This is a genomic window from Serratia sp. Ae19-1, from assembly GCF_059801225.1.
In genome coordinates, this window is record NZ_JBCHWD010000007.1 from 1 (window position 1) to 22,866 (window position 22,866).

The 22,866-nt window shown below is 59.4% G+C and carries 24 protein-coding genes; 13 read left to right on the top strand and 11 right to left on the bottom strand.

From position 1 onward, the window contains the following. Positions 1-70: 70 nt before the first annotated feature. Positions 71-646, bottom strand: a complete 576-nt coding sequence (nudK, locus tag AAIE04_RS18985; protein WP_019453874.1) for a GDP-mannose pyrophosphatase NudK — start codon at positions 644-646, stop codon at positions 71-73. 388 nt (positions 647-1,034) lie between these two features. Here nudK and narQ point away from each other — a divergent pair, with 388 nt between their 5' ends. Together narQ and AAIE04_RS18995 are read left to right on the top strand one after the other, a co-directional pair. Beyond that, positions 1,035-2,711: a nitrate/nitrite two-component system sensor histidine kinase NarQ gene (gene narQ / locus AAIE04_RS18990; protein ID WP_198636990.1), complete on the top strand. Its 1,677-nt coding sequence runs from the start codon at positions 1,035-1,037 to the stop codon at positions 2,709-2,711. 161 nt (positions 2,712-2,872) lie between these two features. Beyond that, positions 2,873-3,505 (top strand): response regulator, encoded by a 633-nt coding sequence (locus tag AAIE04_RS18995; RefSeq protein WP_498577528.1) that lies wholly within the window; start codon positions 2,873-2,875, stop codon positions 3,503-3,505. Positions 3,506-3,535: 30 nt separating this feature from the next. On the opposite strand, the gene AAIE04_RS19000 is transcribed toward AAIE04_RS18995, so the two are convergent. Next, on the bottom strand, positions 3,536-3,814 hold the full coding sequence (locus tag AAIE04_RS19000) for a winged helix-turn-helix domain-containing protein (RefSeq protein WP_004941750.1): 279 nt from the start codon (positions 3,812-3,814) through the stop codon (positions 3,536-3,538). Between the two features lie 291 nt (positions 3,815-4,105). On the opposite strand from AAIE04_RS19000, the gene acrD reads away from it, so the two are divergent. After that, positions 4,106-7,243, top strand: a complete 3,138-nt coding sequence (acrD, locus tag AAIE04_RS19005; protein ID WP_498577529.1) for a multidrug efflux RND transporter permease AcrD — start codon at positions 4,106-4,108, stop codon at positions 7,241-7,243. Positions 7,244-7,369: 126 nt separating this feature from the next. On the opposite strand, the gene ypfM is transcribed toward acrD, so the two are convergent. Continuing rightward, positions 7,370-7,429 carry a protein YpfM gene (gene ypfM, locus AAIE04_RS19010; RefSeq protein ID WP_100396732.1) on the bottom strand — a complete coding sequence of 20 codons (60 nt, stop codon included), beginning with the start codon at positions 7,427-7,429 and terminating at the stop codon, positions 7,370-7,372. Positions 7,430-7,645: 216 nt separating this feature from the next. Between ypfM and AAIE04_RS19015 the strand changes: the two genes are divergently transcribed. After that, positions 7,646-8,125: a tetratricopeptide repeat protein gene (locus AAIE04_RS19015; RefSeq protein ID WP_019453879.1), complete on the top strand. Its 480-nt coding sequence runs from the start codon at positions 7,646-7,648 to the stop codon at positions 8,123-8,125. A 9-nt stretch (positions 8,126-8,134) separates the two neighbouring features. Next, a complete protein-coding gene (locus tag AAIE04_RS19020) occupies positions 8,135-8,566 on the top strand; it encodes a GNAT family N-acetyltransferase (protein WP_198637021.1) in 432 nt (143 codons plus the stop codon). A gap of 7 nt (positions 8,567-8,573) precedes the next feature. Here the strand turns inward: AAIE04_RS19020 and AAIE04_RS19025 are convergent, their stop codons facing one another. Then, entirely contained in the window at positions 8,574-8,999 is a 426-nt protein-coding gene (locus AAIE04_RS19025) for a GNAT family N-acetyltransferase (RefSeq protein WP_498577530.1), read from the bottom strand. Positions 9,000-9,517: 518 nt separating this feature from the next. Here AAIE04_RS19025 and AAIE04_RS19030 point away from each other — a divergent pair. From AAIE04_RS19030 to AAIE04_RS19050, 5 genes are all read left to right on the top strand, one after another. Beyond that, entirely contained in the window at positions 9,518-10,069 is a 552-nt protein-coding gene (locus AAIE04_RS19030; protein ID WP_019453882.1) for a helix-turn-helix transcriptional regulator, read from the top strand. A gap of 241 nt (positions 10,070-10,310) precedes the next feature. Next, a complete protein-coding gene (locus AAIE04_RS19035; protein ID WP_025159572.1) occupies positions 10,311-10,697 on the top strand; it encodes an ArsC family reductase in 387 nt (128 codons plus the stop codon). Further along, positions 10,694-11,821: a succinyl-diaminopimelate desuccinylase gene (gene dapE, locus AAIE04_RS19040; protein ID WP_074055486.1), complete on the top strand. Its 1,128-nt coding sequence runs from the start codon at positions 10,694-10,696 to the stop codon at positions 11,819-11,821. The genes AAIE04_RS19035 and dapE overlap by 4 nt, the downstream gene beginning before the upstream one ends. Further along, complete coding sequence (locus AAIE04_RS19045) at positions 11,818-12,492, top strand: M15 family metallopeptidase (RefSeq protein WP_019453885.1); 675 nt, start codon at positions 11,818-11,820, stop codon at positions 12,490-12,492. The genes dapE and AAIE04_RS19045 overlap by 4 nt, the downstream gene beginning before the upstream one ends. Positions 12,493-12,494: 2 nt before the next feature. Further along, positions 12,495-12,680: a YpfN family protein gene (locus tag AAIE04_RS19050; RefSeq protein ID WP_004941720.1), complete on the top strand. Its 186-nt coding sequence runs from the start codon at positions 12,495-12,497 to the stop codon at positions 12,678-12,680. Between the two features lie 30 nt (positions 12,681-12,710). Here AAIE04_RS19050 and ypfH read toward each other — a convergent pair whose 3' ends face one another. From ypfH to dapA, 6 genes are all read right to left on the bottom strand, one after another. Beyond that, a complete protein-coding gene (ypfH, locus tag AAIE04_RS19055) occupies positions 12,711-13,400 on the bottom strand; it encodes an esterase (protein ID WP_154747551.1) in 690 nt (229 codons plus the stop codon). 120 nt (positions 13,401-13,520) lie between these two features. Continuing rightward, positions 13,521-15,533, bottom strand: a complete 2,013-nt coding sequence (locus AAIE04_RS19060; RefSeq protein WP_498577531.1) for a tRNA(Met) cytidine acetyltransferase TmcA — start codon at positions 15,531-15,533, stop codon at positions 13,521-13,523. Between the two features lie 54 nt (positions 15,534-15,587). Beyond that, a complete protein-coding gene (gene ypfJ / locus AAIE04_RS19065) occupies positions 15,588-16,454 on the bottom strand; it encodes a KPN_02809 family neutral zinc metallopeptidase (RefSeq protein WP_074055489.1) in 867 nt (288 codons plus the stop codon). A gap of 209 nt (positions 16,455-16,663) precedes the next feature. Then, entirely contained in the window at positions 16,664-17,377 is a 714-nt protein-coding gene (gene purC / locus AAIE04_RS19070) for a phosphoribosylaminoimidazolesuccinocarboxamide synthase (RefSeq protein WP_019453889.1), read from the bottom strand. Positions 17,378-17,547: 170 nt separating this feature from the next. Next, positions 17,548-18,600, bottom strand: a complete 1,053-nt coding sequence (gene bamC / locus AAIE04_RS19075) for an outer membrane protein assembly factor BamC (RefSeq protein ID WP_019453890.1) — start codon at positions 18,598-18,600, stop codon at positions 17,548-17,550. 16 nt (positions 18,601-18,616) lie between these two features. Next, positions 18,617-19,498, bottom strand: a complete 882-nt coding sequence (gene dapA / locus AAIE04_RS19080) for a 4-hydroxy-tetrahydrodipicolinate synthase (protein WP_029988781.1) — start codon at positions 19,496-19,498, stop codon at positions 18,617-18,619. Between the two features lie 110 nt (positions 19,499-19,608). On the opposite strand from dapA, the gene AAIE04_RS19085 reads away from it, so the two are divergent. After that, entirely contained in the window at positions 19,609-20,214 is a 606-nt protein-coding gene (locus AAIE04_RS19085; protein ID WP_369795937.1) for a glycine cleavage system transcriptional repressor, read from the top strand. Positions 20,215-20,216: 2 nt separating this feature from the next. Continuing rightward, entirely contained in the window at positions 20,217-20,681 is a 465-nt protein-coding gene (gene bcp / locus AAIE04_RS19090) for a thioredoxin-dependent thiol peroxidase (protein ID WP_019453893.1), read from the top strand. Between the two features lie 43 nt (positions 20,682-20,724). Here the strand turns inward: bcp and AAIE04_RS19095 are convergent, their stop codons facing one another. Next, positions 20,725-21,801 carry an AI-2E family transporter gene (locus tag AAIE04_RS19095; RefSeq protein WP_019453894.1) on the bottom strand — a complete coding sequence of 359 codons (1,077 nt, stop codon included), beginning with the start codon at positions 21,799-21,801 and terminating at the stop codon, positions 20,725-20,727. An 807-nt stretch (positions 21,802-22,608) separates the two neighbouring features. Between AAIE04_RS19095 and AAIE04_RS19100 the strand changes: the two genes are divergently transcribed. After that, the gene (locus AAIE04_RS19100) at positions 22,609-22,857 is read left to right on the top strand and encodes a hypothetical protein (protein ID WP_232807618.1); all 249 of its coding nucleotides are present in this window, start codon (positions 22,609-22,611) and stop codon (positions 22,855-22,857) included. Positions 22,858-22,866 lie beyond the last annotated feature (9 nt).

Here is a 22,866-nt window from a genome sequence, read left to right on the forward strand (position 1 = left end):
GCAGGCGCTGCTGAAGTAAGCCGCCTGGCGTCAGCCGATAAAAAAGCCGGTCATCATGACCGGCTTTTTTTTATTCCATCACCCGATGAATCTGCAAATACTGCAGCAGCATGATGGTCTTGCCGTCTTTAATCCGGCCATCGGCGATCATCGCCACCGCTTCGCTGAACGGCAACTCGATCACCTCAATATCTTCATCTTCAATGCCGCCGCCGGCCGCACGACGCTCATCGTCATGGTATTCGGCGATAAAGAAGTGCACGATCTCGGTCACGCCGCCCGGCGACATGTAGGCTTCGAAGATTTTCTTGACCTCGCCCACCTGGAAACCGGTCTCCTCTACCGCTTCGCGGCGCGCGCACTGCTCCGGCGAATCGGCGTCCAGCAGGCCGGCGCAGGCCTCGAGCAGCATGCCGCTCTCGTTGCCGTTGACATAGGTCGGCATGCGGAACTGGTTGGTCAGCACCACCGTGCCCTTGGCGCGGTTGTACAGCAAAATGGTGGCGCCGTTGCCGCGATCGTAGACCTCGCGCATCTGCTGTACCGAACCGCCGTTTTTGCGTTTCAGATCGAACGTATACTTGTGCAGCACATACCAGTTGTCCGACAGCAGCTCTTTCTTCACATTCTCAATTTTCGACGACATGACCCTTTTCCCTTGGTTGCAACCTGAAAATCATACCGCGATTACGCCACGCAGCGGCAGGCTATTTGCAACAAAAATCGTACCGCGTCCCGCCAGCCAAGTCGGGACTTAATATCGCTTAAAATAATGAAAAATAAGTCGAGCCCAGACGCATTACATTGCATAAAACCCAGTGCGATTCGCCCCCCAAAGACAAATCGCCAGAGGAAATCGACCCGCCGCCGAAAAACAGCGGGCATTTTGCTATTCATTTGATTGTGCAACGACAATTGTTCCCGTTTTGTTGACAACTTGATACAAATCGCGGTGCATTTTAGTTGCAAAAGTTATAGTTTTGCTTTCGAATGAAACTGGCGAAGCGCCTCACCTGAGAGAGAAGGATCCTTGATTGCTTGTTAAACGTACCGTGACCGGCAGCCTGGCCAGGGCGTTGTTCGGCATCGTGATACTGTCGGTGCTCGCCACCGGGTTGGCGTTGACCGCCGTCGCCGGCAGCCAGAGCGACGCAGAAGCGATCAATATCGCCGGTTCGCTGCGCATGCAAAGCTATCGATTGGCCTACGATCTCGACCGGCAGAGCGCCGAGCTGGAGCTGCATCTGCAGCAGTACCGGCAGTCTTTGCAGGCGCCGGCGCTGCACAAGCTGACGCGCTTCTACGTGCCCGCCGAGGTGCGCGATCATTATCTGGGGCTGCAGCAAGCGTGGCAAACGATGGAGCGGCAAATCCGCGACGGACAAGCGGCCGCCTACCGGGCGGAGGTCGCCGGCCACGTCAACCGCGTCGATCATTTCGTTTCCGCCCTGCAGCGCTATTCCGAGTTGAAACTGAGCCTGGTGGCCGTCGTCAGCATACTGGGCTACGCCGCCATCATCGGGCTGGTGTTGTTCTGCATCCGCTTTATGCGCCGCCAGGTGGTTGCGCCGCTGCAGCATCTGGTCGACGCCAGCCAGCGCGTGCAGCAACGCGATTTCAGCCACCCGCCGCTGGACGTGGCGTTGCCGAACGAACTCGGCGTGCTGTCGCAAACCTTCAGCGCCATGTCGGACGAACTGGCCCGGCTTTATCAGTCGCTGGAGCTGAAAGTACAGGAAAAGACCCAGCGTCTGCAGCAGGCCAACGAAACGCTGGAGGTGCTGTATCGCTGTTCGCAAGCGCTGAGCGTGCGCCAGATCGATCAGCAGGCGTTCGAAAATGTGCTGCGCATCGTGCGCCACAGTGAACGGCTGCGCTGCATCCGGCTGAACGTCGTGGACGATCATGGCCAGTGGCAACTGAGCGAAGGAGAAGCGGCGCCGACGCAAGCCTGGGATGCGCTGCCGATCACCCAGGGCGAAAAACCGCTGGGCGAGCTGCGCTGGCAGCCCGAAGCGCACCCGCCACATCCTCAACTGATGCAAAGCCTGGCCAACATGCTGGGCCGCGGCGTCTACTTCAACCGGGCGCAGAAGCAGCACCAGTATTTGCTGTTGATGGAAGAGCGCGCGACCATCGCCCGCGAGCTGCACGATTCGCTGGCGCAGACGCTGTCATTCCTGCGCATCCAGCTGACGCTGCTCAGGCGCACCGCCGATCGGCCGGCGGAGCAGACGATCATCGACGATTTCGATCGCACGCTGGCCGATGCCTATCGCCAGCTGCGAGAATTGCTGGCCACCTTCCGCCTCAACATTCAGGAGGCGGATCTGAACGCCGCGCTGGAGCAGCTGTTGCAGCCATTAAAGGCTCTAACCACCGCACGGATTCAGTTACACTGTCGGCTGTCATCGCAGGCGCTCAACGCCCAGCAGCAGGTGCACGCGCTGCAGATCGTGCGCGAGGCGGTGCTCAACGCCGTCAAGCACGCCGGGGCGGACGAAATCGCGGTTTGTTGCGAGGTCAACGCCGCGGGCGACAACCTATTCAGCATTACCGACGACGGTTGCGGCATCGCCAGCCTGGAGGAGCCGGAAGGACATTATGGTTTGACCATCATGAGCGAACGTGCAGCGCGATTGGGAGGAACGCTGCGTATCCGGCGCAGAAGCAGCGGCGGCACGGCGGTCTGCCTGACCTTTCCGCCCTGACCTCGCGGCTGTTCACCTTGCGTTACGGTTGCCGCCAGCCGGAATGCCGCCCGATCAGGTTTTCGGCGCAGATTGCCGCTATTTTTGAAGAGACAGTCCCACTGTGAAGCACGCCGTAAGGCGCGTTTGAGTGGCTTTACTTGCTACAGGGAGCATATTTCATGGTGATGAAGCAATACCGAGTCATGATCGTTGACGATCATCCGTTGATGCGGCGCGGCATCAAACAACTGCTGGGACTGGATGCGCGATTTGAGGTGGTGGCGGAGGCCGGCAACGGCAGCGAGGCGGTTGCGCTGGCGCTGCAGCACGCCCCGGACGTGATCTTGTTGGATCTGAACATGAAGGGCATGTCCGGATTGGATACGCTGCAGGCCCTGCGTGAGGAAGGCGTGGACGCACGCATCATCGTGCTGACGGTCTCCGACGCGCGCAGCGATCTGTATGCGCTGATCGACGCCGGCGCCGATGGCTACCTGCTGAAAGACAGCGAACCGGAGCAGCTGCTGGAACACATCAACGCCGCCGCCGAAGGGCAGAATGTGATCAGCGACGCCATGGCGGATTACCTGCTTGCGCGCGGCGAGCAGCGCGATCCCTTTGCCGCCCTGACCGAACGCGAGCTGGACGTGTTGCAAGAAGTGGCGCGCGGCCTGTCCAACAAGCAGGTGGCAGCGCAGCTGCATATCTCTGAAGAAACGGTGAAAGTGCACATTCGCAACATACTGCGCAAGCTGGACGTGCGTTCCCGCGTGGCAGCGACGGTGATGTACCTGGAGCAGAAGAACCAATGATCGCCCGCCCCGGCCGTGCGCCGGGGCAGCTTACTCGATGGCGCTGAGCAGCGCCTGATGATGCTGGTGCACCCAGCTCTTGTTGAACGGCCCCCAGCTTTCCAACTGATAGAAACCGTCATTATTGCGCACACCCTGCTGCACGAACTGCAGTTCGACGCCCATGCCGGGCAGCGCCTTCAGCACATCCTGCAACGTGCGGCGCGGCCAACCGGTCAGCGCCATCAACCGCGGCACATTGGGCCGCTCACTGTGGCTGATCAGCCAGCACAAATAAAGCCGACGGGCAAATACCGGGTTAATTCCCATGCCAAGCTCCTGCTGTAAAGTGAGTCCGGTTTACTTTCCGGTTCCCTGCGACGAAGGGGCGCGCAAGGCCTTTGATAGTAATAAAAATGTCTTAATAGACGGCAATAACCGGCGCCAATGCGCCAACGCGGTTTCCCGCTACCGTTATTTACACTATCTCCTTTTTTTCTCCACGCTTTACTCGGCTATCCCGAGTAAAGTGCAATAGCGCCGGAATCCTTCCCTGCCGCTGAAATGTATAATTCTGATGCGTTTTAAAGATAGAACAAGTCATAACGAGGTTCGCGCTGCATGGCCAATTTTTTTATTGATCGCCCGATTTTCGCCTGGGTACTGGCAATTATTCTTTGCCTGACCGGGGCGTTGGCGATTTTTTCTCTGCCGGTGGAACAATACCCGAATTTAGCGCCGCCGAACGTGCGCATCAGCGCAACTTACCCAGGCGCTTCGGCGCAAACGCTGGAAAACACCGTCACGCAGATCATTGAACAGAATATGACCGGGCTCGACAACATGATGTACATGTCGTCGCAGAGCACCAATACCGGTCAGGCGACCGTCACGCTGACCTTCGAAGCCGGCACCGATCCCAACGAAGCGATGCAGCAGGTGCAAAACCAGCTGCAGGCGGCGATTAAACGCCTGCCGCAGGCGGTGCAGAATCAGGGGGTCACGGTCTCCAAATCCGGCGATACCACGCTGATGATGGTGGCGTTCGTCTCCACCGACAACAGCATGGACAAGCAGGACATCGCCGATTACATCGTCTCCAACCTGCAGGATCCGCTCAGCCGCATCAACGGCGTCGGCAGCATGGACGTGTACGGTTCGCAATACGCCATGCGCATCTGGCTCGATCCCAACAAGCTCAACAGCTACCAGCTCACCACCCAGGACGTCGTCAAAGCCATTCAGTCGCAGAACGCCCAGGTGGCGGTCGGCCAGCTGGGCGGCACGCCGTCGGTCGATAAACAGGCGCTGAACGCCACCATCAACGCCCAGTCGCAGCTCCAGACGCCGGAGCAGTTCCGCCAGATCACTCTGCGGGTCAACCAGGACGGGTCGCTGGTGACGCTGGGCAACGTCGCCACCGTCGAACTGGGCGGCGAGAACTACAACTACCTGAGCCGCTACAACGGCATGCAGGCCGCAGGCATGAACATCAAGCTGGCCTCCGGCGCCAACGAACTGCAGACCGACCAACTGGTGAAGGACAAGATCGCCGAGCTGTCGCAATACTTCCCGCACGGGCTGGAGGCCAAAGTGGCCTATGAAACCACCCCGTTCGTCAAAGCCTCGATCAAGGACGTGGTGAAAACGCTGCTGGAAGCCATCCTGCTGGTGTTCCTGGTGATGTATCTGTTCCTGCAGAACTTCCGCGCCACGCTGATCCCCACCATCGCCGTGCCGGTGGTGCTGATGGGTACCTTCGCCATCCTTTCCGCCTGCGGCTTCAGCATCAACACCCTCACCATGTTCGCCATGGTGTTGGCGATCGGCCTGCTGGTGGACGACGCCATCGTGGTGGTGGAGAACGTCGAACGCGTGATGAGCGAGGAAGGCCTGCCGCCGCGTGAAGCCACGCGTAAATCCATGGGGCAGATCCAGAGCGCGCTGGTCGGCATCGCGCTGGTGCTGTCGGCGGTGTTCGTGCCGATGGCGTTCTTCGGCGGCACCACCGGCGCCATCTATCGCCAGTTCTCCATCACTATCGTTTCCGCCATGGTGCTGTCGGTGCTGGTGGCGATGATCCTGACGCCGGCCCTGTGCGCCACGCTGCTAAAACCGATCGCCAAGGGCCATCACCACGGCAAGCGCGGCTTCTTCGGCTGGTTCAACCGCATGTTCAACCGCAACGCCGAACGCTATGAGCGCGGCGTGGGGCGGATCCTGCACGCCAGCGGCCGTTATATGGTGATTTATCTGCTGCTGCTCGGCGGCATGGCGCTGCTGTTCATCAAGCTGCCGACCTCATTCCTGCCGCAGGAAGACCGCGGCATCTTCACCGTGCAGGTGCAGCTGCCGGCGGGATCAACCCTGCAGCAAACCTCCAAAGTGGTAGAAAAGGTCGAGCAGTATTTCCTCACCGAAGAGAAACAGGACGTGCTGTCAGTATTCGCCATCATCGGCTCCGGGCCCGGCGGCAACGGCCAAAACGTGGCGCGCCTGTTCGTGCGGCTGAAAGACTGGGATCTGCGCACCTCGGGCGCCAACAGCTCGTTCGACATCATCGACCGCGCCACGCTGGCATTCAACAAGATTAACGAAGCCCGGGTGATCGCCAGCAGCCCGCCGGCTATCACCGGCCTCGGCAACTCCTCCGGCTTCGATATGGAGTTGGAAGACCACGCCGGCCTCGGCCACGCCAAGCTGATGGCGGCGCGCGATCAGCTGCTGCAGCTGGCGGCGCAAAACCCGCTGCTGTCGCGCGTGCGCCACAACGGCCTGGACGACAGCCCGCAGCTGCAAATCGATATCGATCAGCGCAAGGCCCAGGCGCTGGGCGTATCGATCGACGACATCAACAACACCCTCTCCACCGCCTGGGGCTCGACCTACGTCAACGACTTCGTCGATCGCGGCCGGGTGAAAAAAGTCTATGTGCAGGCTGCGGCGCCGTTCCGCATGCTGCCGGATGACATCAACAAATGGTATGTGCGCAACAGCGCGGGCGGCATGGTGCCGTTCTCGGCCTTCGCCACCTCACACTGGGAGTACGGTTCGCCGCGGCTGGAGCGTTATAACGGCAGCTCGGCGTTGGAGATTGTCGGCGAGGCGGCCAACGGCGTCAGCACCGGCACCGCCATGGCGGAAATGGAGAAACTGGTCAGCCAACTGCCGACCGGCTTTGGTCTGGAATGGACGGCGATGTCCTATCAGGAACGGCTGTCCGGCTCGCAGGCGCCGGCGTTGTACGCCATCTCGCTGCTGGTGGTGTTCCTGTGCCTGGCGGCGCTGTACGAGAGCTGGTCGATACCGTTCTCGGTGATGCTGGTGGTGCCGCTGGGGGTGATCGGCGCGGTCGCCGCCACCTGGTTGCGAGGGCTGGAGAACGACGTCTATTTCCAGGTCGGCCTGTTGACCATCATTGGGCTGTCGGCAAAAAACGCCATTCTGATCGTCGAGTTCGCCAATGAGCTGAACCATAAAGGGCAGGATCTGATGTCGGCAACGCTCGACGCGTCACGCATGCGTCTGCGGCCGATCCTGATGACCTCACTGGCGTTCATCTTCGGCGTGCTGCCGATGGCCACCAGCAGCGGCGCCGGTTCCGGCAGCCAGCATGCGGTCGGCACCGGGGTGATGGGCGGCATGATCTCCGCCACCCTGCTGGCGATTTTCTTCGTGCCACTGTTCTTTGTGCTGGTGCGGCGCCGCTTCCCGGGTAAAGCGCATCCAGTCACCACGACAACAGCCGCCGGCGAGTGATCGGCGGCGCATAAAAAAAGCAGCGTCGGGTTACCGATGCTGCTTTTTTTCGAACGATAATCTCGTTCCCAAGGTGTTTCAGTGACTTTCCAATGACTCAACCTTGCCATCTGCTTCAACGCTGTGTCAGTTGCCCAACATCTCATCAATGAAGTCTTTCCAGTTTCCTAATTCACGATCAACCATAATACTTTACAACCTCAATTATTTGACGAAGCGGATTCTACGCCTGTTTTTTGACCATGTGAAGGGAAACGGGAACGATGCCGGGCCCGAAAACCGGGGTTAGCGCACATTTTCGTATTTATCTGATCAATGTGCAGTGCAGCTATTCCCTTGTGATATCAATTTCTCCACGATAGCGTGTAAAAGGTATAAAAATACGCCAATGGAGCCCAGTTCATGTCCACTTCTTTGTCTCTCTTAGAGTTAAAAACGCAAGGGCGCTATCAGGAAGCCACTGCGCTGGCGTTACGGCAACTGGCGGAGGAGCCGGAAGCGGCAACGCTGCACTTTCAGTTGGCCTGCCTGTATGACGTGCAGGGCCTGGAGCAACAGGCCATCCCCCACTACCTCGCGGCGCTGGCTCGCGATTTGCCGTCCGCCCAGCGCCGTGAAGCCTGGCTGGGTCTCGGCAGCACTTACCGCGCTCTGGGGGAATATCCGGCTTCGCTGCGCGCTTTCGACGACGGCCTGAGCGAGTTCCCGCAGGCCAAAGAGCTGATGCTGTTTCGCGCCATGACCCGGTACAACCTGGGGGACGGTAAACAGGCCGTGGCCGATCTGTTGCTGCTGCTGGCGGAAACCTCGTCAGATGCCGACATCCGCAGTTATCAACGCGCCATTCGGCACTATGCCGCCGATCTCAGTCTTATTGGTTAGAGGAAAACGATGGAAATCATCACGGATATGAGCCGCCGCGCCGTCGACTGGCAACGGCTGTGTGAATTGCTGGAGGCTGCCGGGCTGGGCAAACGCGATCCTCATACGCTGCAACGCGTTTACCAGCATAGTCAGTTTTGCTATTGGGGATTTATCGGCGATGAGCTGATAGCCACTGCGCATGCCATCAGCGATCTGACATCGGTCGCCTATCTGGCCGACGTGGCGATCGATCCGCGCTTTCAGGGGCAGGGGTTGGGGCGCCGGTTGATGGATCGGGTGATGCAAGATCTGGCGCCGCTCGGCAAGATATTCATCTATTCGGTGCCGGAAAAACTGGCTTTCTATAAGAAGTACGGCTTTCACGATTTAACCACCGGTATGGTGTATGCGGACGGCGCCTCGCTGCAGCGTCTGCAACAGGGGGGCTACGTGCGTTAAGCGCGCATCACAGCGTTTTGGTCATAAACACCCGGCTGGTACCCGGCGGCAGGCATGGCACCTCCCCCATTCGCTGCCAGCCATGCCGTTGATAAAAGCCCGGCGCCTGAAAACTGATGGTGTACAACACGGCGGAAAGGCAACCCCGACGGCGCCCTTCCTGCTCGAAACGGCGCAACAGTTCGCTGCCCACCCCCGCTCCGCGCAGCGCCTCCGGCAGATAAAAGAGATCAAGAAACAGCAAGCCCAGCGAGGAGCGTCCGGTAATCCCGCCCAGGACTTCACCGCTGTCGGGATCTTTTATCACCACCGCCAGCGGCTGGCGATCGCCGTAGCCGATATATTCATCGTTAAAACGGTCCAATCCGTCCGCAATACAGGACGTTATTTCCGATGTTACCCGATCGGAAATTTCGATATGGTATTCTTTCACGCCAACTCTCCGTATCAATCAACTGCGTTTGCGTTCCGATCGCAGCTTAAAACATCGCATTCTCTTTGTTTAGATTTATCTTCGTGTCAATTTTAGCGGCATTACCTTATCCCCATAGCCAACGATTAAAATAAAGCCGCCATCGTCGGTAAAAACAAGAAACTTCTTAGTTATTAACCCATTAAGGCAGTGATTGCCACCCTTTACGATCGATAAAAACGATCGAATAAAAAATAATGATAGTCAACACCTATGTTAATTCCTTTTAATCCTCGGGGTATTAATAGAGGATTTCTATTCTGTTGAACGCTTCCTGAGCAGAGTATTGATTAAAAATAAAATTTACTCTTTATAAATCATGGTAGTATATTAGGCTTACCTTGCTTGCCGCGTCCGAGGAGGCGTCTCTGCCTGCGGCGCCAGAACAATTCAATATGAAATTATTTATATTATTTATTTTTTTATGTTTTAAGATATCAATCCTCACCGGGAAATAGAAAGTAAAGGATTATAATAAAATGGAAATTGATATTTTCAGCGAGTGTACCTATACCGCCATCGGCATCCGGCAGCTTATCACCCAAACCTGGGGAGAAAAACGTGCGCCTGCCGGCTTTAACCGCAAAAAGGTCTGCTTTATCGATGTCACCCTCGACAATTTTGAAGCGCGCTACCGCGACGAATATGCCAACCCTAACACCTATAAAATAGTCATTATCACCGACTGTCCACATGAAATGGTTATTGTCGACAGAAAGACCATTATATTATCAAACCTTATATCATTGAGCCGCTTCAGCCACCTGATCGGCGACTTATATAAGCGTTACAGCCACTATACCGAGCCGCCGCAACTCTCTCAGCGCGAGTCGCTGTTCCTCTCGGAATGGTCGACGGGAAAATCGCTGAGCGACATCAGCCATGCCATGAATATCCAAAGCAAAACCGCCAATCATTACAAATCGCGAATCATGAAAAAACTCGGCGCCAGCCGAATAAAACCGCTGTTGCATATTACCCGCGTACGGTGTTTAACCGATCGTTTAAACATAAGAATAAATAAAGAGTAGCCTTCTCTCCCTCAGCTCCGTCCATACGGCTGGGCCTTTCGCCGGCGCCTTTCACTAGCGCCGTCGGCGAAGGCAGCCGTGTAACCGCGTCGCCGGCCTCATCAATCGCACTACGGGCGCATCGTTGCTGGATCTCGTCGCTGCTTTACTGGCATTATCTCTGCTATCGCCGGGCGGCGAGAGGGCCAAAGATCGCGCCCGCCGCTCAGTATCGACTCGACGAGACAGGTAGCTTTACGCCATGGCAAATAAACCGCAACAGACAACGCTGACGATGTACGGCATCAAAAACTGCGACACCATCAAAAAAGCCCGCCGCTGGCTGGAAGATCAGGGCGTGGCCTATCATTTTCACGACTACCGCGCCGACGGCCTGGACGAACAACGGCTACGCGGCTTCGTCGCACAACTGGGCTGGGAGCCGCTGCTCAATACTCGCGGCACCACCTGGCGCAAGCTGGATGAAGCGCAGCGCAACGCCTGCGATAACGCCGATGCCGCCATCGCGCTGATGCTGGCGCAGCCGGCCATCATCAAACGCCCGCTGCTGGACGCCGGCGACGGGCGCGCCCTGCTCGGCTTCAACGCCGACGCTTATCAGCAATTTATCGCCGAGGTTGCCGTATGACTTGCCCGGTTATCGAACTGGCCCAGCAGTTGATCAAACGCCCTTCTCTCAGCCCAAATGATGAAGGCTGCCAGCAGCTGATGATTGAACGTCTGCAGGCAATCGGCTTCACCGTCGAGGCGATGGACTTCGAAGACACCCAAAACTTCTGGGCATGGCGCGGCGAAGGACAAACCCTGGCGTTCGCCGGGCACACCGACGTGGTGCCGACTGGCGACGAAAAACGCTGGGATAACCCGCCGTTTGAACCGGCGATCCGCGACGGCATGCTGTATGGCCGTGGCGCAGCGGACATGAAAGGGTCATTGGCCGCGATGGTAGTGGCGGCGGAACGCTTTGTCGCCGCTAATCCGCATCATCAGGGCCGCCTGGCTTTTCTGATCACCTCAGATGAAGAGGCCAGCGCCACCCACGGCACGGTTAAAGTGGTTGAAACGCTGATGGCGCGCAACGAGCGATTGGATTACTGCCTGGTCGGTGAGCCGTCCAGCACCGAGCGCGTCGGCGACGTGGTGAAGAACGGCCGTCGCGGTTCGATCACCGCCAACCTGCATATCCACGGCGTACAGGGGCACGTTGCCTATCCGCATCTGGCGGACAACCCGGTGCACCGCGCCATGCCGGCGCTGAATGAACTGGTGGCGATCGAATGGGATCGCGGCAACGAGTTCTTCCCGCCAACCAGCATGCAGATCGCCAACGTGCAGGCCGGCACCGGCAGCAACAACGTGATCCCGGGCGATCTCTATGTCCAGTTCAACTTCCGTTTCAGCACCGAACTCACCGATGCGATGATCAAACAGCGCGTGGAAGAGCTGCTGGAACGCCATCAGCTGAATTACAGCATCGAATGGCGCCTGTCCGGCCAACCCTTCCTCACCTCGCGCGGCGCGCTGGTGGATGCGGTGGTCAACGCCGTCGAGCACTATTCAGAATTGACGCCGCAGCTGCTGACCACCGGTGGCACCTCCGATGGCCGCTTCATCGCGCAAATGGGCGCGCAGGTGGTGGAACTGGGGCCGGTCAACGCTACCATCCACAAGGTCAACGAATGCGTCAACGCCGCGGATCTGCAGCTGCTGAGCCGCATGTATCAACGCATCATGGAGCAATTGGTCGCATGATCACCGCAGAGATGCTCACTGGCCGCTCGACCGAACACCTGACGCCGCTGAGCGGCAACCATCGGCTGCAGCCGCAGGCGGCCAACGCCTTCCTGGCGATGCAGCAGGCGGCGCGCGCGGCGGGATTCGATCTCCAGCCCGCCAGCACCTTCCGCGATTTCGATCGGCAACTGGCTATCTGGAATGGCAAATTCTGCGGCCAGCGGCCAGTATTAGATAAGGACAGCCGGCCGATCGACGTCGCGCCGCTGTCCGCCGCCGAGCGCTGTGAGGCAATCCTGCGCTGGTCGGCCCTGCCGGGCGCCAGCCGCCACCACTGGGGCAGCGATCTGGACGTGTACGACCCGTCGCTGCTGCCGGAAGGGCAAAAGCTGCAGCTGGAGCCGTGGGAGTATGAGGAAGGCGGTTATTTTGCGCCGCTCAACCAATGGCTGACGGCGCATATGGCCGAGTTCGGTTTCTACCGTCCCTTTACCGAAGACTGCGGCGGCGTGGCGGTGGAACCGTGGCATCTGAGCTACCGGCCGCTGGCGCAAGAGGCCGAACATTTGCTGACCCCGGCGCTGTTGCTGGCGGCCTGGCAAGACAAGGAGGTCGCCGGTGCCGAATGGCTCGAACGCCATCTGCCATCGATTTTTTCGCGTTTCATACGCAGTGAAGGAAAGGAGTAGCTATGCAATGGTTAGCTGATTACTGGTGGATTATCCTGCTGGTTCTGGTGGGGATGGTCGTCAGCGGCATCAAGGAACTGCGCCGCGTTGACGTCAAAAGCTATCTGGCCAACAAGCCGGAGATACCGCCGCACCGCGACAACAACGCCCAGTGGGATGACGAAGACGACTGGCCGAAAAAGAAATGACAACAGGGCGCTCATCGGCGCCCTGAGTTTTTAACGGAAGGCGATCAGCTCGCCGCGCTTGCCGGACAACGCCTCGTCCCAGTAGCGCTGCGGCACATAGTAATGCAGCCTTTCCAACGCGGCGTTCATCATGTCCTGATTGATCGCATGCCCGACGTTCTCTTCCACGTCCAGCGTGAAATCCACGCCGTTGGCCCGTAACGCATCTGCCGCCGCGTGAGCGTGTTGCACCGCGATCACCGCATCCTCCTCGCCGTGGATCAAATGCACCACGCTGTCGCCGAAAGCCTGTTCAGGCAGCCGGGCGAAACGCCCGCTGAACGCCACCACGCGCCCGGCCAGCCGGGTTTCGGCTTTCAACGCCTCCAGCGCCATGATCGCCCCCTGCGAGAACCCCACCAGAGCAGTACCGGCATAGCCCACGCCGCTCAGCTGCTGCCAATGACGCACCACGGCCACAAACTGCGGCATCACTTCAGCGATGCGCGCCGCTCGGTTCTCTTCGGTCACATCCTGCACCGAAAACCACTGGCGCCCGGCGCCGTTGCCGAAAGCGTCGGGGCCACCGATGCTCACCACCTGTGCCTGGGGAAAATCTTTGGCGAAATAGCGGCCGATCTCCCCCATCGCCACCGGGTTGTCGCCGACACCGTGAAACAGCAAGATCAGCTGCGCCGCCGGGGTTGCCGGGCTTTGGACAACGAAATGCTCATGTTTCATCGATGACTCCTTAATAGTAATCAAATCTGGCGCAGCGACAGTCGTCGCCGCACCGCTGACAGCTACTATACGCCGCTGAGAAATCGGGAAAATCGGGTTTTATTGAGCGAGTTCTTCAATTTATTGCAACGACTGCGACCAGTCGCGCCAGTAGCGGCAGTGCTGCGCATTCAGCTGCTCCAGCGCCTGCGCCGTTTCGTGTCGCCAGTGGCGCAGCAAGGCTTTCTGGCCGTTGACGCCCGCCTGCTCCGCGCAGGCCGCCGGAGATTGCCGCCGTTGCAGGTGGCCGCGCAGCGCAGGCAGCGGCAGGTTGCTGGCCAACAGCAAGCGCTGCAACGCCCCCAGGCTGGCTTCGAGCGGCCGATGGGCGAAGGCGAAACCGGCCAGTTCGCGCCAGTCCTCTTCGCCGAGCGACGTGTCGCCGTCATCGCCCGGGATCGCCAGCACGAGTTCGACACGCTGCCGCAGCCAGGGCCAGTCGCGCGCCAGGTGCTTGTGCGCCGCATGTCGCAGCGCCTCCCCTTGCTCGCTCAAGGGCAAGATGGCCATCGCGGTATAGCAGCCGCTGCTGGCCTCCGGCTTGCTGCCGATGCGCACCAGCTCGAACCCGCAGGATTGCCAAAAGCGCCATAGCGGCTCGGTATAGCCGAAGCTGACCGACAGGAAATCCAGCCCCTGCGCCTGGCGGCGTTGCCGCTCGACCAGCTGACGCGCAATGCCCTGTCGCCGCAACGCCGGCAGCGTCGCGATGCGGGTAATGCGCCGTGAGCGCAGCGTCGGCGCCCACCATTGTCCGCCATGGGCCGCCAACGACTGCGCCACCAGATTGCCGCGCGGCCGGCGCCGGCCGGCCCACACCTCGTGCGCCAACTCGGCGCTCAATCCGCCTTCGTCCACCAGCCACACGGCGCCGACCACCTCCAGCCCGGCCTGCGCCAGCCCGAAATGCATGCCGGGCGCGTCCATCAGCCGGCGCAAATCCAGCGGCGAGGTGCGGTAATGCGCGCTGCTCAGCAACGCGTAGAAGCGCGCCAGCCGCTGCGGCTCGGCGCACAGCTCAGGCTGTTCCGCCTGGCTGTAATGGATCGCCTGGCCATCCGCCGGCCAGACGGGCAGTTCGTTGAACAACAGCGCATTGTCCGTTACCCGCTCCAGCGCATCACCCTGCGCCCAGCGCATCGGCTGTTGCAGGCTCAGCGGCTGGTAGGACGGCAGCCCGGCGCAAAATTTCAGTAAAAAACCACGGCCGGTACCTTCATAGCCCTGCACCGTGGTGGTTAACAGCACGCGCGGGAAATAGCCGATCAGCTGCTGCAACAGCGGCGCGGGGATCGCCGCCGCCTCATCCACCAGCAGCCACCCCACGGCGCTGACGTCCCCCTCCCGGCACTGCGCCAACAAAGCATCGGGAGCCCAAAACTGCGCGCGCCCCTGCGCCCATTCCCCAGCCACCTGCGTAGCGGCGCGGCTCGGCCCGGAGATCCAGCAGGTCAACGGCGACTGCGCCACCAGCATGCCGGCCAGCGTCGATTTGCCGCGGCCGCGGGCGGCGGTCAACACCCATACGCCGGATTCGGCCTGCAGCAGCGTCGTCAGTATCGCCCGTTGTTCGTCGGTCGGTTGGCCATCCGGCGGCCGCCAGTCCGCGCGCGCCGGCAGCGCGGCCAGCGCCAGAGGCGCATCCTGCCGCCAGACAGTCACTTCGCTGTCGTCAGCCAGATGGTGCTGCAGATGGTGAATGAAATGCGGAGTGGTGATCGGCTGCGGGCAATCGCTCCAGCGCAGGCTGTCGCCGTCCGGCTGCTGCGGCCATTGCCGCCAGGGCGGCGTCAGCAGCAGCAGCCAGCTGCCGGCGCGCAGCGCGCCGCACAGCGCCGCCAACGCTTCCACGTCCAGCGACTGGCCGGCGTCGAACACCGCATGCAGCCGCTCTTGCCCCAGCAATTGGCGCACCGCGCCGCTCGCCAAAGCCGCCTGACCGGGCGGCGGGTTTTCCCCCACCCACGGCCAGTCGCCCGGCAGCGTCGCCGCCAGCCGCTGCGCCTGTTCGCGGCACCAGTCGGGCTCACCGCTGAGCACCAGCAGGCGCCGGATGCCCTGCTGCCGCATGAGTTGTTGCGCTGCCTGTAACATAAGGCTATCTCAATCCGAAAAAAATGCCGGAGTCAGGCTCCGGCACTTGAGGCGTTAACGGGATGCGAAGGTATTGCAGGTATTGGGATCGCCGCTGTCGAAGCCCTGTTTAAACCAGGTGTAGCGCTGCTGCGAGGTGCCGTGGGTGAAGCTGTCCGGCACCACTCGCCCCTGGCTCTGCTGCTGCAGGCGATCGTCGCCAATCGCCTGCGCGGCGTTCAGCGCCGCCTGCAGGTCGCCCTCTTCCAGCATCTGCTGCTTCTCGGCGTATTTGCCCCACACGCCGGCAAAACAGTCCGCCTGCAGTTCCATTTTCACCGACAGGCGGTTTACTTCCGCCTGGCTGGCGCCCTGCTGCATCTGGCGCACCTTCGGCTCGATGCCCAACAGGTTCTGCACGTGGTGGCCGACTTCGTGCGCCACCACATAGGCCTGGGCGAAATCACCGCCGGCGCCCAGCTTGGTCTTCATATCCTGATAGAAAGACAGATCGATATACACCGTTCTGTCGCCCGGGCAGTAGAACGGCCCCATCGCCGCCTGACCGGTGCCGCAGCTGGTGCGCGTCACGCCGCGGTACATCACCAGCTTCGGCGGTTGATAGGTTTTGCCCATGCGCTGGAAAATCTCTTTCCAGTTATCCTCGGTCGAGGCCAGCACCACCGAGGTGAACTTGGCCAGCTCATCATCTTTCGGGCTGATGTTGGCGCTCTGTTGTTGACCCTGCGGTGCGACGTTGCCGCCGTTCAGCAGCGGCGACAGATCGATGCCGTAATAGCCGGCCACCAGCACCACCACCAGAATGACGATGCCGCCCTTGCCCCCCACCGGCACGCGGAAACCGCCGCCGCCGCCCAAACCTGAAGACTGCCCGCGACGATCCTCAACATTGTCGCTTTCCCGACGCCCTTGCCAACGCATAAAATACACTCCAGATATTTCCCCTGCTCGTTGAAGCTGCGCGCGATCGTAAACGCAGAGGCAGCTTCAAGCCTGAGAGGGATAGGTTTTAGTCATCTCGCATCCATCATTATAAATGGTCTGCCGCGGAGGAAATGTAGAAATTTTCTGGAAAAACGCAGAATAGCGGGGCGATCCGGCCGGATCGCCCCGAATGGCGGTGCCAACGCTTAGTCGAGCTTCACGCCGATGCGGCGCGCCACTTCTTCATAGGCTTCGATCAGGCCGCCCAGGCTTTGACGGAAGCGGTCTTTGTCCATCTTGTCCAGGGTGTTTTTGTCCCACAGGCGGCTGCCGTCCGGCGAGAATTCATCGCCCAGCACCACTTCGCCATTGAACAGGCCGAACTCCAGCTTGAAGTCGACCAGGATCAGGCCGGCGTCGTCGAACAGCTGGGTCAATACCTCGTTGGCGCGGTAGCTCAGCTCACGCATGCGCGCCAGGTGCTCTTTGCTCACCCAGCCGAAGGTTTCGCAGTAGGATTCGTTGACCATCGGATCGTGCATGGCGTCGTTTTTCAGGAACAGATCGAACAGCGGCGGGTTCAGCACCAGGCCTTCTTCGATGCCCAGACGCTTCACCAGCGAACCGGCGGCGCGGTTACGGATCACGCATTCCACCGGCACCATGTCCAGTTTCTTCACCAGCACTTCGTTGTCGGACAGCAGACGCTCCATCTGGGTCGGGATGCCGGCTTCTTCCAGTTTGCTCATGATGAAATGGTTGAACTTGTTGTTCACCATGCCTTTGCGATCGAACTGCTCAATGCGCTGACCATCCAGTGCTGACGTATCGTTGCGGAACTCCAACACCAACAGATCGGGATTCTCGGTGGTGTAAACGGTTTTTGCCTTTCCGCGATACAGCTCAGCTAGCTTTTGCATCTTACTTACTCCAGTGATGTATCCCCGTTGTCTCCCGAGCGCGGCCCGAAATTAGGGGGTATAGAATTGACCTAATGAATTCTTTGGCGTGCCGGACACTATTGTGCCAAACCTGCGACGCAAACGATACCGTATAGACAAAACAAAAAGGGGCCGAGGCCCCTTTTTGATTATTTAACGCTGGTTTTACTGAAGGCAGACTGGAATGCCGCCACCAGTGCGTCGTTTTTCGACTGGGTGAGCGGTTTGCCTTTCGGATCGATAAATTGCAGGCTGGTGCGGTTGTTGAGATCGCCGACCTGCAGTTTGTAATCGCCTTCCGCCAGTTCAGGATCCTTGACGCCCAACGCATCCCAATCGCTGCTGCTCAGGGACTTGTAGGTCACGGCGACGGTGCCCTGCGGACGGCTGCGGTCACCCACTTTCATCCCCAGTTTTTCGAGCGCCGCCGGCAGGCGATCCCACACTACGGTGTACGGGCCGCGCACCACCAGCATCGGCAGGCCGGTGTCATCGGCGCCGCTCTGCACGTCCAACGCGCCGAAACGGCTGGCCGTCTGGCTGCTCGCCAGGTTGTCCTGCTTGTCCAGGCCTTCGATCAGGGTGTTGATCATCATGCCGTTGTAGCGCTGGATCTCAGACTGATCGGTCACCTGCTCGGTCTTGCCCTGCTGCTGCAGGCCAACACTTTTCACCACCAGCGCCTGCTGGTAGCCCTGTTGCTGCACGCTGATCTGATAACGGCCTTCATACTGGTTGTCTTCGTCCAGACGGTTCCACTTCACCCAGTCGGTGGTCAGGGTCTGACCGGCGTCCTGGCGGGAAGCGATCGCGATGTTCTTCGCCTGCAGCAGGCTGACCACGCGCGACCACAGGTTCTGGTTCTGCGGGCTGTTTTCCAGCAGCAGCGTGCCGCTGTCGCCGGCGTACTGCGCACGCGAACCGCTCAGCAGCGCCAACGGCTGCACCGGCGGACGAATGTCCAGTTGCTTGCCGACGTTGCCTTGCAGCGTCGTGGCGGGAACGTCATAGTTGCCGCTCTGCACCGGCAGGATCATGCCGGACGGCGCGTTCAGCGCCTTGAGCGGAGCCGCGTCGAGGTAAGCCTCGTCGCCGCTGACCTGGCGCTTGTAGCGCTGATCGCTGCTGCAGGCCGCCAGCATCATCACCAAAGAGATGCCCACTACTTTTGCTACCGTCGACTTTTGCAATGAATAAGCCATCAAATTTCCCTTAGAGTTACAGCAAACCGACGCTTTTCAGCGCGCGCTCCACCACCGGGCGGGCGGCTTCGCTCAACGGCGTCATCGGCAGACGCAGCGTATCGGTTGCCATCAATCCCAACGCCTTACAGGCCCACTTCACCGGAATTGGGTTTGCTTCTACAAATAGATCCTGATGCAACGGCATCAAGCGCTGATTTAAGCGGCGCGCTTCGGCAAATTTGCCCTGCGCCGCCAGCGCGCAAAGTTGCGCCATCTCGCGCGCGGCCACGTTGGCCGTCACGGAAATCACCCCTTTGCCGCCCAGTTGCATGAAGTCCAGCCCGCTGGCGTCGTCGCCGCTCAGCAAAATGAAGTCTTCATCGTCAACCAGCACTTGGATCTGACTAACGCGACTTAAGTTCCCCGTCGCTTCTTTTACAGCAACAATATTCTTGATTTTCGCCAGCCGAGCGATGGTCGGCGGCAGCATGTCGCAGCCAGTGCGCGAAGGCACGTTGTACAGGATCTGCGGCAGCTCGGTGCTCTCGGCGATCGCCTTGAAGTGCTGATACAGCCCTTCCTGCGTCGGCTTATTGTAGTACGGCGTCACCGTCAGACAGCCCACCACGCCGGTGTTGGCGAAGCGGGTGGTGAGCGCGATGGCTTCGGCGGTGGCGTTGGCGCCGGTGCCGGCGATCACCGGGATGCGGCCGTCGGCCAGCTCCAGCGTCTGCAGCACCACGTCAACGTGCTCGTCATGGGCAAGCGTTGCGGACTCGCCGGTGGTCCCTACGGAAACGATCGCCGCGGTGCCACTGGCTACATGATAATCGATCAATTTTTTTAGGCTCGCGCGATCGACAGCACCTTTGTCGTCCATCGGCGTAACCAGTGCAACAATACTTCCCGTAAACATTGGCCGTCCCCTCCACAAACAAGTCACTCATGGTACTTTTGCTGCCTATCCAAAAGCAAGCGCACAACCGCGTTGTAAGCGCTTGGCAGGCGGTTTTTTTTATGTTTACCATGGTAACCCCATTAAGCACGACAGGAAGCGCCATTTTGCCTCAGTCAGACGAACACTATCTCGTGATTACCGCGCTCGGCGCCGACCGCCCCGGAATCGTCAATACCATCACCCGCCACGTCAGCAGTTGCGGATGCAATATCGAAGATAGCCGTCTGGCCATGCTGGGAGAGGAGTTCACGTTCATCATGCTGCTGTCCGGCAGCTGGAACGCCATCACCCTGATCGAATCCACCCTGCCGCAAAAAGGCGCGGAGCTGGAGCTGCTGATCGTGATGAAACGCACAAACTCGCATGAAAGGCCGCCGATGCCGGCCACGGTGTGGGTACAGGTTGAAGTGAAGGACTCGCCGCACATCATCGAACGTTTTACCGATCTGTTCGACTCCAGCCAGATGAACATCGCCGAGCTGGTGTCGCGCACGCAGCCGGCGGACGGCGACCTGCCGCCGCAGCTGTATATCCAAATCACCGCCCACAGCTCCGGCGATCGGGACGCCTCAAATATTGAGCAAGCCTTCCATCGCCTATGTACAGAATTGAACGCGCAAGGCAGTATTAGCGTGGTGAACTATCCACAGCATGATGAAAAAGATGGAGAGTAGTGATGAGCCCATTGAAAGCCGGTGACACAGCGCCGAAATTTAGTTTGCCTGACCAGGACGGTGAGGAAATTAATTTGGCCGACTTCCAGGGACAGCGAGTATTGGTCTATTTCTATCCGAAGGCGATGACGCCGGGCTGCACCGTGCAAGCCTGCGGCCTGCGGGACAACATGGAAGAATTGAAAAAGGTCGGCGTCGAAGTGCTGGGCATCAGCACCGACAAGCCGGAAAAACTGTCGCGCTTCGCCGAAAAGGAGCTGCTCAACTTCACGCTGTTGTCTGATGAAGATCATCAGGTGTCGCAACAGTTTGGCGTGTGGGGCGAGAAAACCTTCATGGGCAAGACCTACGACGGCATTCACCGCATCAGCTTCCTGATCGACGGTAACGGCAAGATTGAAAAAGTGTTTGATGACTTCAAAACCACCAATCACCACGACATCGTGCTGAGCTACCTGCAGCAGTAATCCTCACGAAGCGCAGCGCCTGCTGCGCTTCGTCTCTCCCCGGTCAGTCGGCCTTGTCTTCCAGTTCCACCCGCAGTTCATCCGGCCAGGCGTGGATCACCGCCTTCACCAGCGTCGCCAGCGGTATGGCGAAAAACACCCCCCAGAAGCCCCACATGCCGCCGAACACGATCACCGACAGGATAATCACCAGCGGATGCAGGTTGACCGCCTCGGAGAACAAAATCGGCACCAGCAGGTTGCCGTCCAGCCCCTGCACCACCAGATAGGCGACGATCAGCGTCCAGAAATCGGCGCCGACGCCCCATTGGAACAGCGCCACCACCACCACCGGTATGGTGACCAGCACCGCGCCGATGTAGGGGATCAACACCGAGAAGCCCACCAACACCGCCAACAGCAGCGAGTAGCGCATGTCCAGCACGGCGAACACCAGGTAGGTCGCCACGCCGACAATCACCATCTCCAGCACCTTGCCGCGGATGTAGTTGGTGATCTGTTGATTCATCTCGTTCCAAACCTGGCCGGCCAGACCGCGATTGCGCGGCAGCACGCGGCGCACCGCGTTCAGCAGTTGCTCTTTGTCCTTCAACAGGAAGAACATCATCATCGGCACCAGGATCAGATAGATAGCCAGCGTCAGCAGGCCGACCAGCGATGCCAGCGAGAATTTCACCACCGATTCGCCCATGCCGGACAACCGGCTGCGCAAGTTTTCCGCCATCATGTCGATGATGCCGGCATCCACCAACGCCGGATAACGCTTCGGCAGCGTCGCGGCGAAGTTATAGAACTGATTGAGCATGCCCGGCAGATCGCTCATCAGATTGATGCCCTGCTGCCAGGCGGTCGGCGCGACGACGAACACCAGCAGCATGGCGACGCCCGCGAACACCAGCAGCATGATGCTCGCCGCCCAGGTGCGCGAACAGCCGATGCGCTGCAGGCGCGCGGTCGGCCATTCCAGCAGATAGGCCAGCACGATGGCGACCAGCAGCGGGGTCAGAATGCCGTGCAAAAAATAAAGAATGAGGAAGCCGGCGACCAGAATCACCAGCAGCGCGATAGCCTGCGGATCGGTGAAACGGCGGCGGTACCACTGTAATAACATCTCCAGCATCAGAGCGGGCTCCTCGAGATTTGACGGGCGGGCATGGCGATTCCTGTGACGGGCCTGGTTAAAGCATAGATAGAACGGGCGCACGCGGGGGTGCAAAGCACTCAGAGTACCCAAAGTTAGCCATACATCAACAGCGATTTGGCTGATTTTATCGCACGGGCAGGCGATCGGCGCAAAAATCCGCAGACGCCGGTGAACGGCCCCGGGAGGGGCCGCTGAAGATTACAGCGAGGTACTGATGGAGAGAGGCGAACCGACCGCCAATGCGAACAACAACACACAGCCGATCGCGATTGCCGCCGCCAGATCATTTTTCATTGTCCCGTCCCTTGATGCTTAAAGTGATTATCGCCACGAACTCTGTCGGTTCTTACGTTGATAGCCTTTTCCGATGCACGCCATTAAAAACCCCCGCCAGGGCGGGGGAGAAAACGTTCTGGTGCATCAAGTATTACAAGGAGGTCATGAGGGATTGCTAACCCTAAATGACTATTTCAAGCTAGGATTATTCCCAGAACATGGCAAGCGATCGCGTCGAGGTTATCCGCACTTTGAGATAAACCTCATAAAAAAATCCCGCACGGCTGCGGGATGAAGGGATGATAACGTCATGAATTTCTTGTACGAACAATGAGGCGGTATTGTCGTCATTTGGCGACAATACCGCGCCGTCACGGTGCTCACAAGGGAAATTTGACCGCCGGCAGGAAATCAGAATTTCGCCAATGCACGCGATCGTGAACCATTCGGCATCAGCGAAAAGAAATGAGATTTTCGTCAGACAGTCGCCGGAAAAAAACCGGTAGCATGGCCAACATAATCCCAGATGCGGTTGGGGGAGAGATGAACAACAAGCCGTTTGAATTTGATGAAGCGATCTGCCTGGCGATTGGGCGTGGCGTCTGTGAGGTCGTGAAGATAGGGGATGAAATCAGCGTCTTCTCCCTATTGGAAGCTATCGAAGGTTTCATCGAGCGGCAGGCGCTCAGCGAAAGCGAGGTCGCGGCGGCGGACGACGCGCTGGATCTGATCACCGGTTTGGTCCACCGCCAATAGTGATTCATT

Excerpts from the sequence above, each read along its gene's own strand:
- nudK (WP_019453874.1), bottom strand. The coding sequence starts at position 646 with ATGTCGTCGAAAATTGAGAATGTGAAGAAAGAGCTGCTGTCGGACAAC.
- AAIE04_RS18995 (WP_498577528.1), top strand. The coding sequence starts at position 2,873 with ATGGTGATGAAGCAATACCGAGTCATGATCGTTGACGATCATCCGTTG.
- AAIE04_RS19000 (WP_004941750.1), bottom strand. The coding sequence starts at position 3,814 with ATGGGAATTAACCCGGTATTTGCCCGTCGGCTTTATTTGTGCTGGCTG.
- acrD (WP_498577529.1), top strand. The coding sequence starts at position 4,106 with ATGGCCAATTTTTTTATTGATCGCCCGATTTTCGCCTGGGTACTGGCA.
- AAIE04_RS19015 (WP_019453879.1), top strand. The coding sequence starts at position 7,646 with ATGTCCACTTCTTTGTCTCTCTTAGAGTTAAAAACGCAAGGGCGCTAT.
- AAIE04_RS19020 (WP_198637021.1), top strand. The coding sequence starts at position 8,135 with ATGGAAATCATCACGGATATGAGCCGCCGCGCCGTCGACTGGCAACGG.
- AAIE04_RS19030 (WP_019453882.1), top strand. The coding sequence starts at position 9,518 with ATGGAAATTGATATTTTCAGCGAGTGTACCTATACCGCCATCGGCATC.
- AAIE04_RS19035 (WP_025159572.1), top strand. The coding sequence starts at position 10,311 with ATGGCAAATAAACCGCAACAGACAACGCTGACGATGTACGGCATCAAA.
- dapE (WP_074055486.1), top strand. The coding sequence starts at position 10,694 with ATGACTTGCCCGGTTATCGAACTGGCCCAGCAGTTGATCAAACGCCCT.
- AAIE04_RS19045 (WP_019453885.1), top strand. The coding sequence starts at position 11,818 with ATGATCACCGCAGAGATGCTCACTGGCCGCTCGACCGAACACCTGACG.
- AAIE04_RS19050 (WP_004941720.1), top strand. The coding sequence starts at position 12,495 with ATGCAATGGTTAGCTGATTACTGGTGGATTATCCTGCTGGTTCTGGTG.
- ypfH (WP_154747551.1), bottom strand. The coding sequence starts at position 13,400 with ATGAAACATGAGCATTTCGTTGTCCAAAGCCCGGCAACCCCGGCGGCG.
- AAIE04_RS19060 (WP_498577531.1), bottom strand. The coding sequence starts at position 15,533 with ATGTTACAGGCAGCGCAACAACTCATGCGGCAGCAGGGCATCCGGCGC.
- ypfJ (WP_074055489.1), bottom strand. The coding sequence starts at position 16,454 with ATGCGTTGGCAAGGGCGTCGGGAAAGCGACAATGTTGAGGATCGTCGC.
- purC (WP_019453889.1), bottom strand. The coding sequence starts at position 17,377 with ATGCAAAAGCTAGCTGAGCTGTATCGCGGAAAGGCAAAAACCGTTTAC.
- bamC (WP_019453890.1), bottom strand. The coding sequence starts at position 18,600 with ATGGCTTATTCATTGCAAAAGTCGACGGTAGCAAAAGTAGTGGGCATC.
- dapA (WP_029988781.1), bottom strand. The coding sequence starts at position 19,498 with ATGTTTACGGGAAGTATTGTTGCACTGGTTACGCCGATGGACGACAAA.
- AAIE04_RS19085 (WP_369795937.1), top strand. The coding sequence starts at position 19,609 with ATGGTAACCCCATTAAGCACGACAGGAAGCGCCATTTTGCCTCAGTCA.
- bcp (WP_019453893.1), top strand. The coding sequence starts at position 20,217 with ATGAGCCCATTGAAAGCCGGTGACACAGCGCCGAAATTTAGTTTGCCT.
- AAIE04_RS19095 (WP_019453894.1), bottom strand. The coding sequence starts at position 21,801 with ATGCTGGAGATGTTATTACAGTGGTACCGCCGCCGTTTCACCGATCCG.
- AAIE04_RS19100 (WP_232807618.1), top strand. The coding sequence starts at position 22,609 with ATGGCCAACATAATCCCAGATGCGGTTGGGGGAGAGATGAACAACAAG.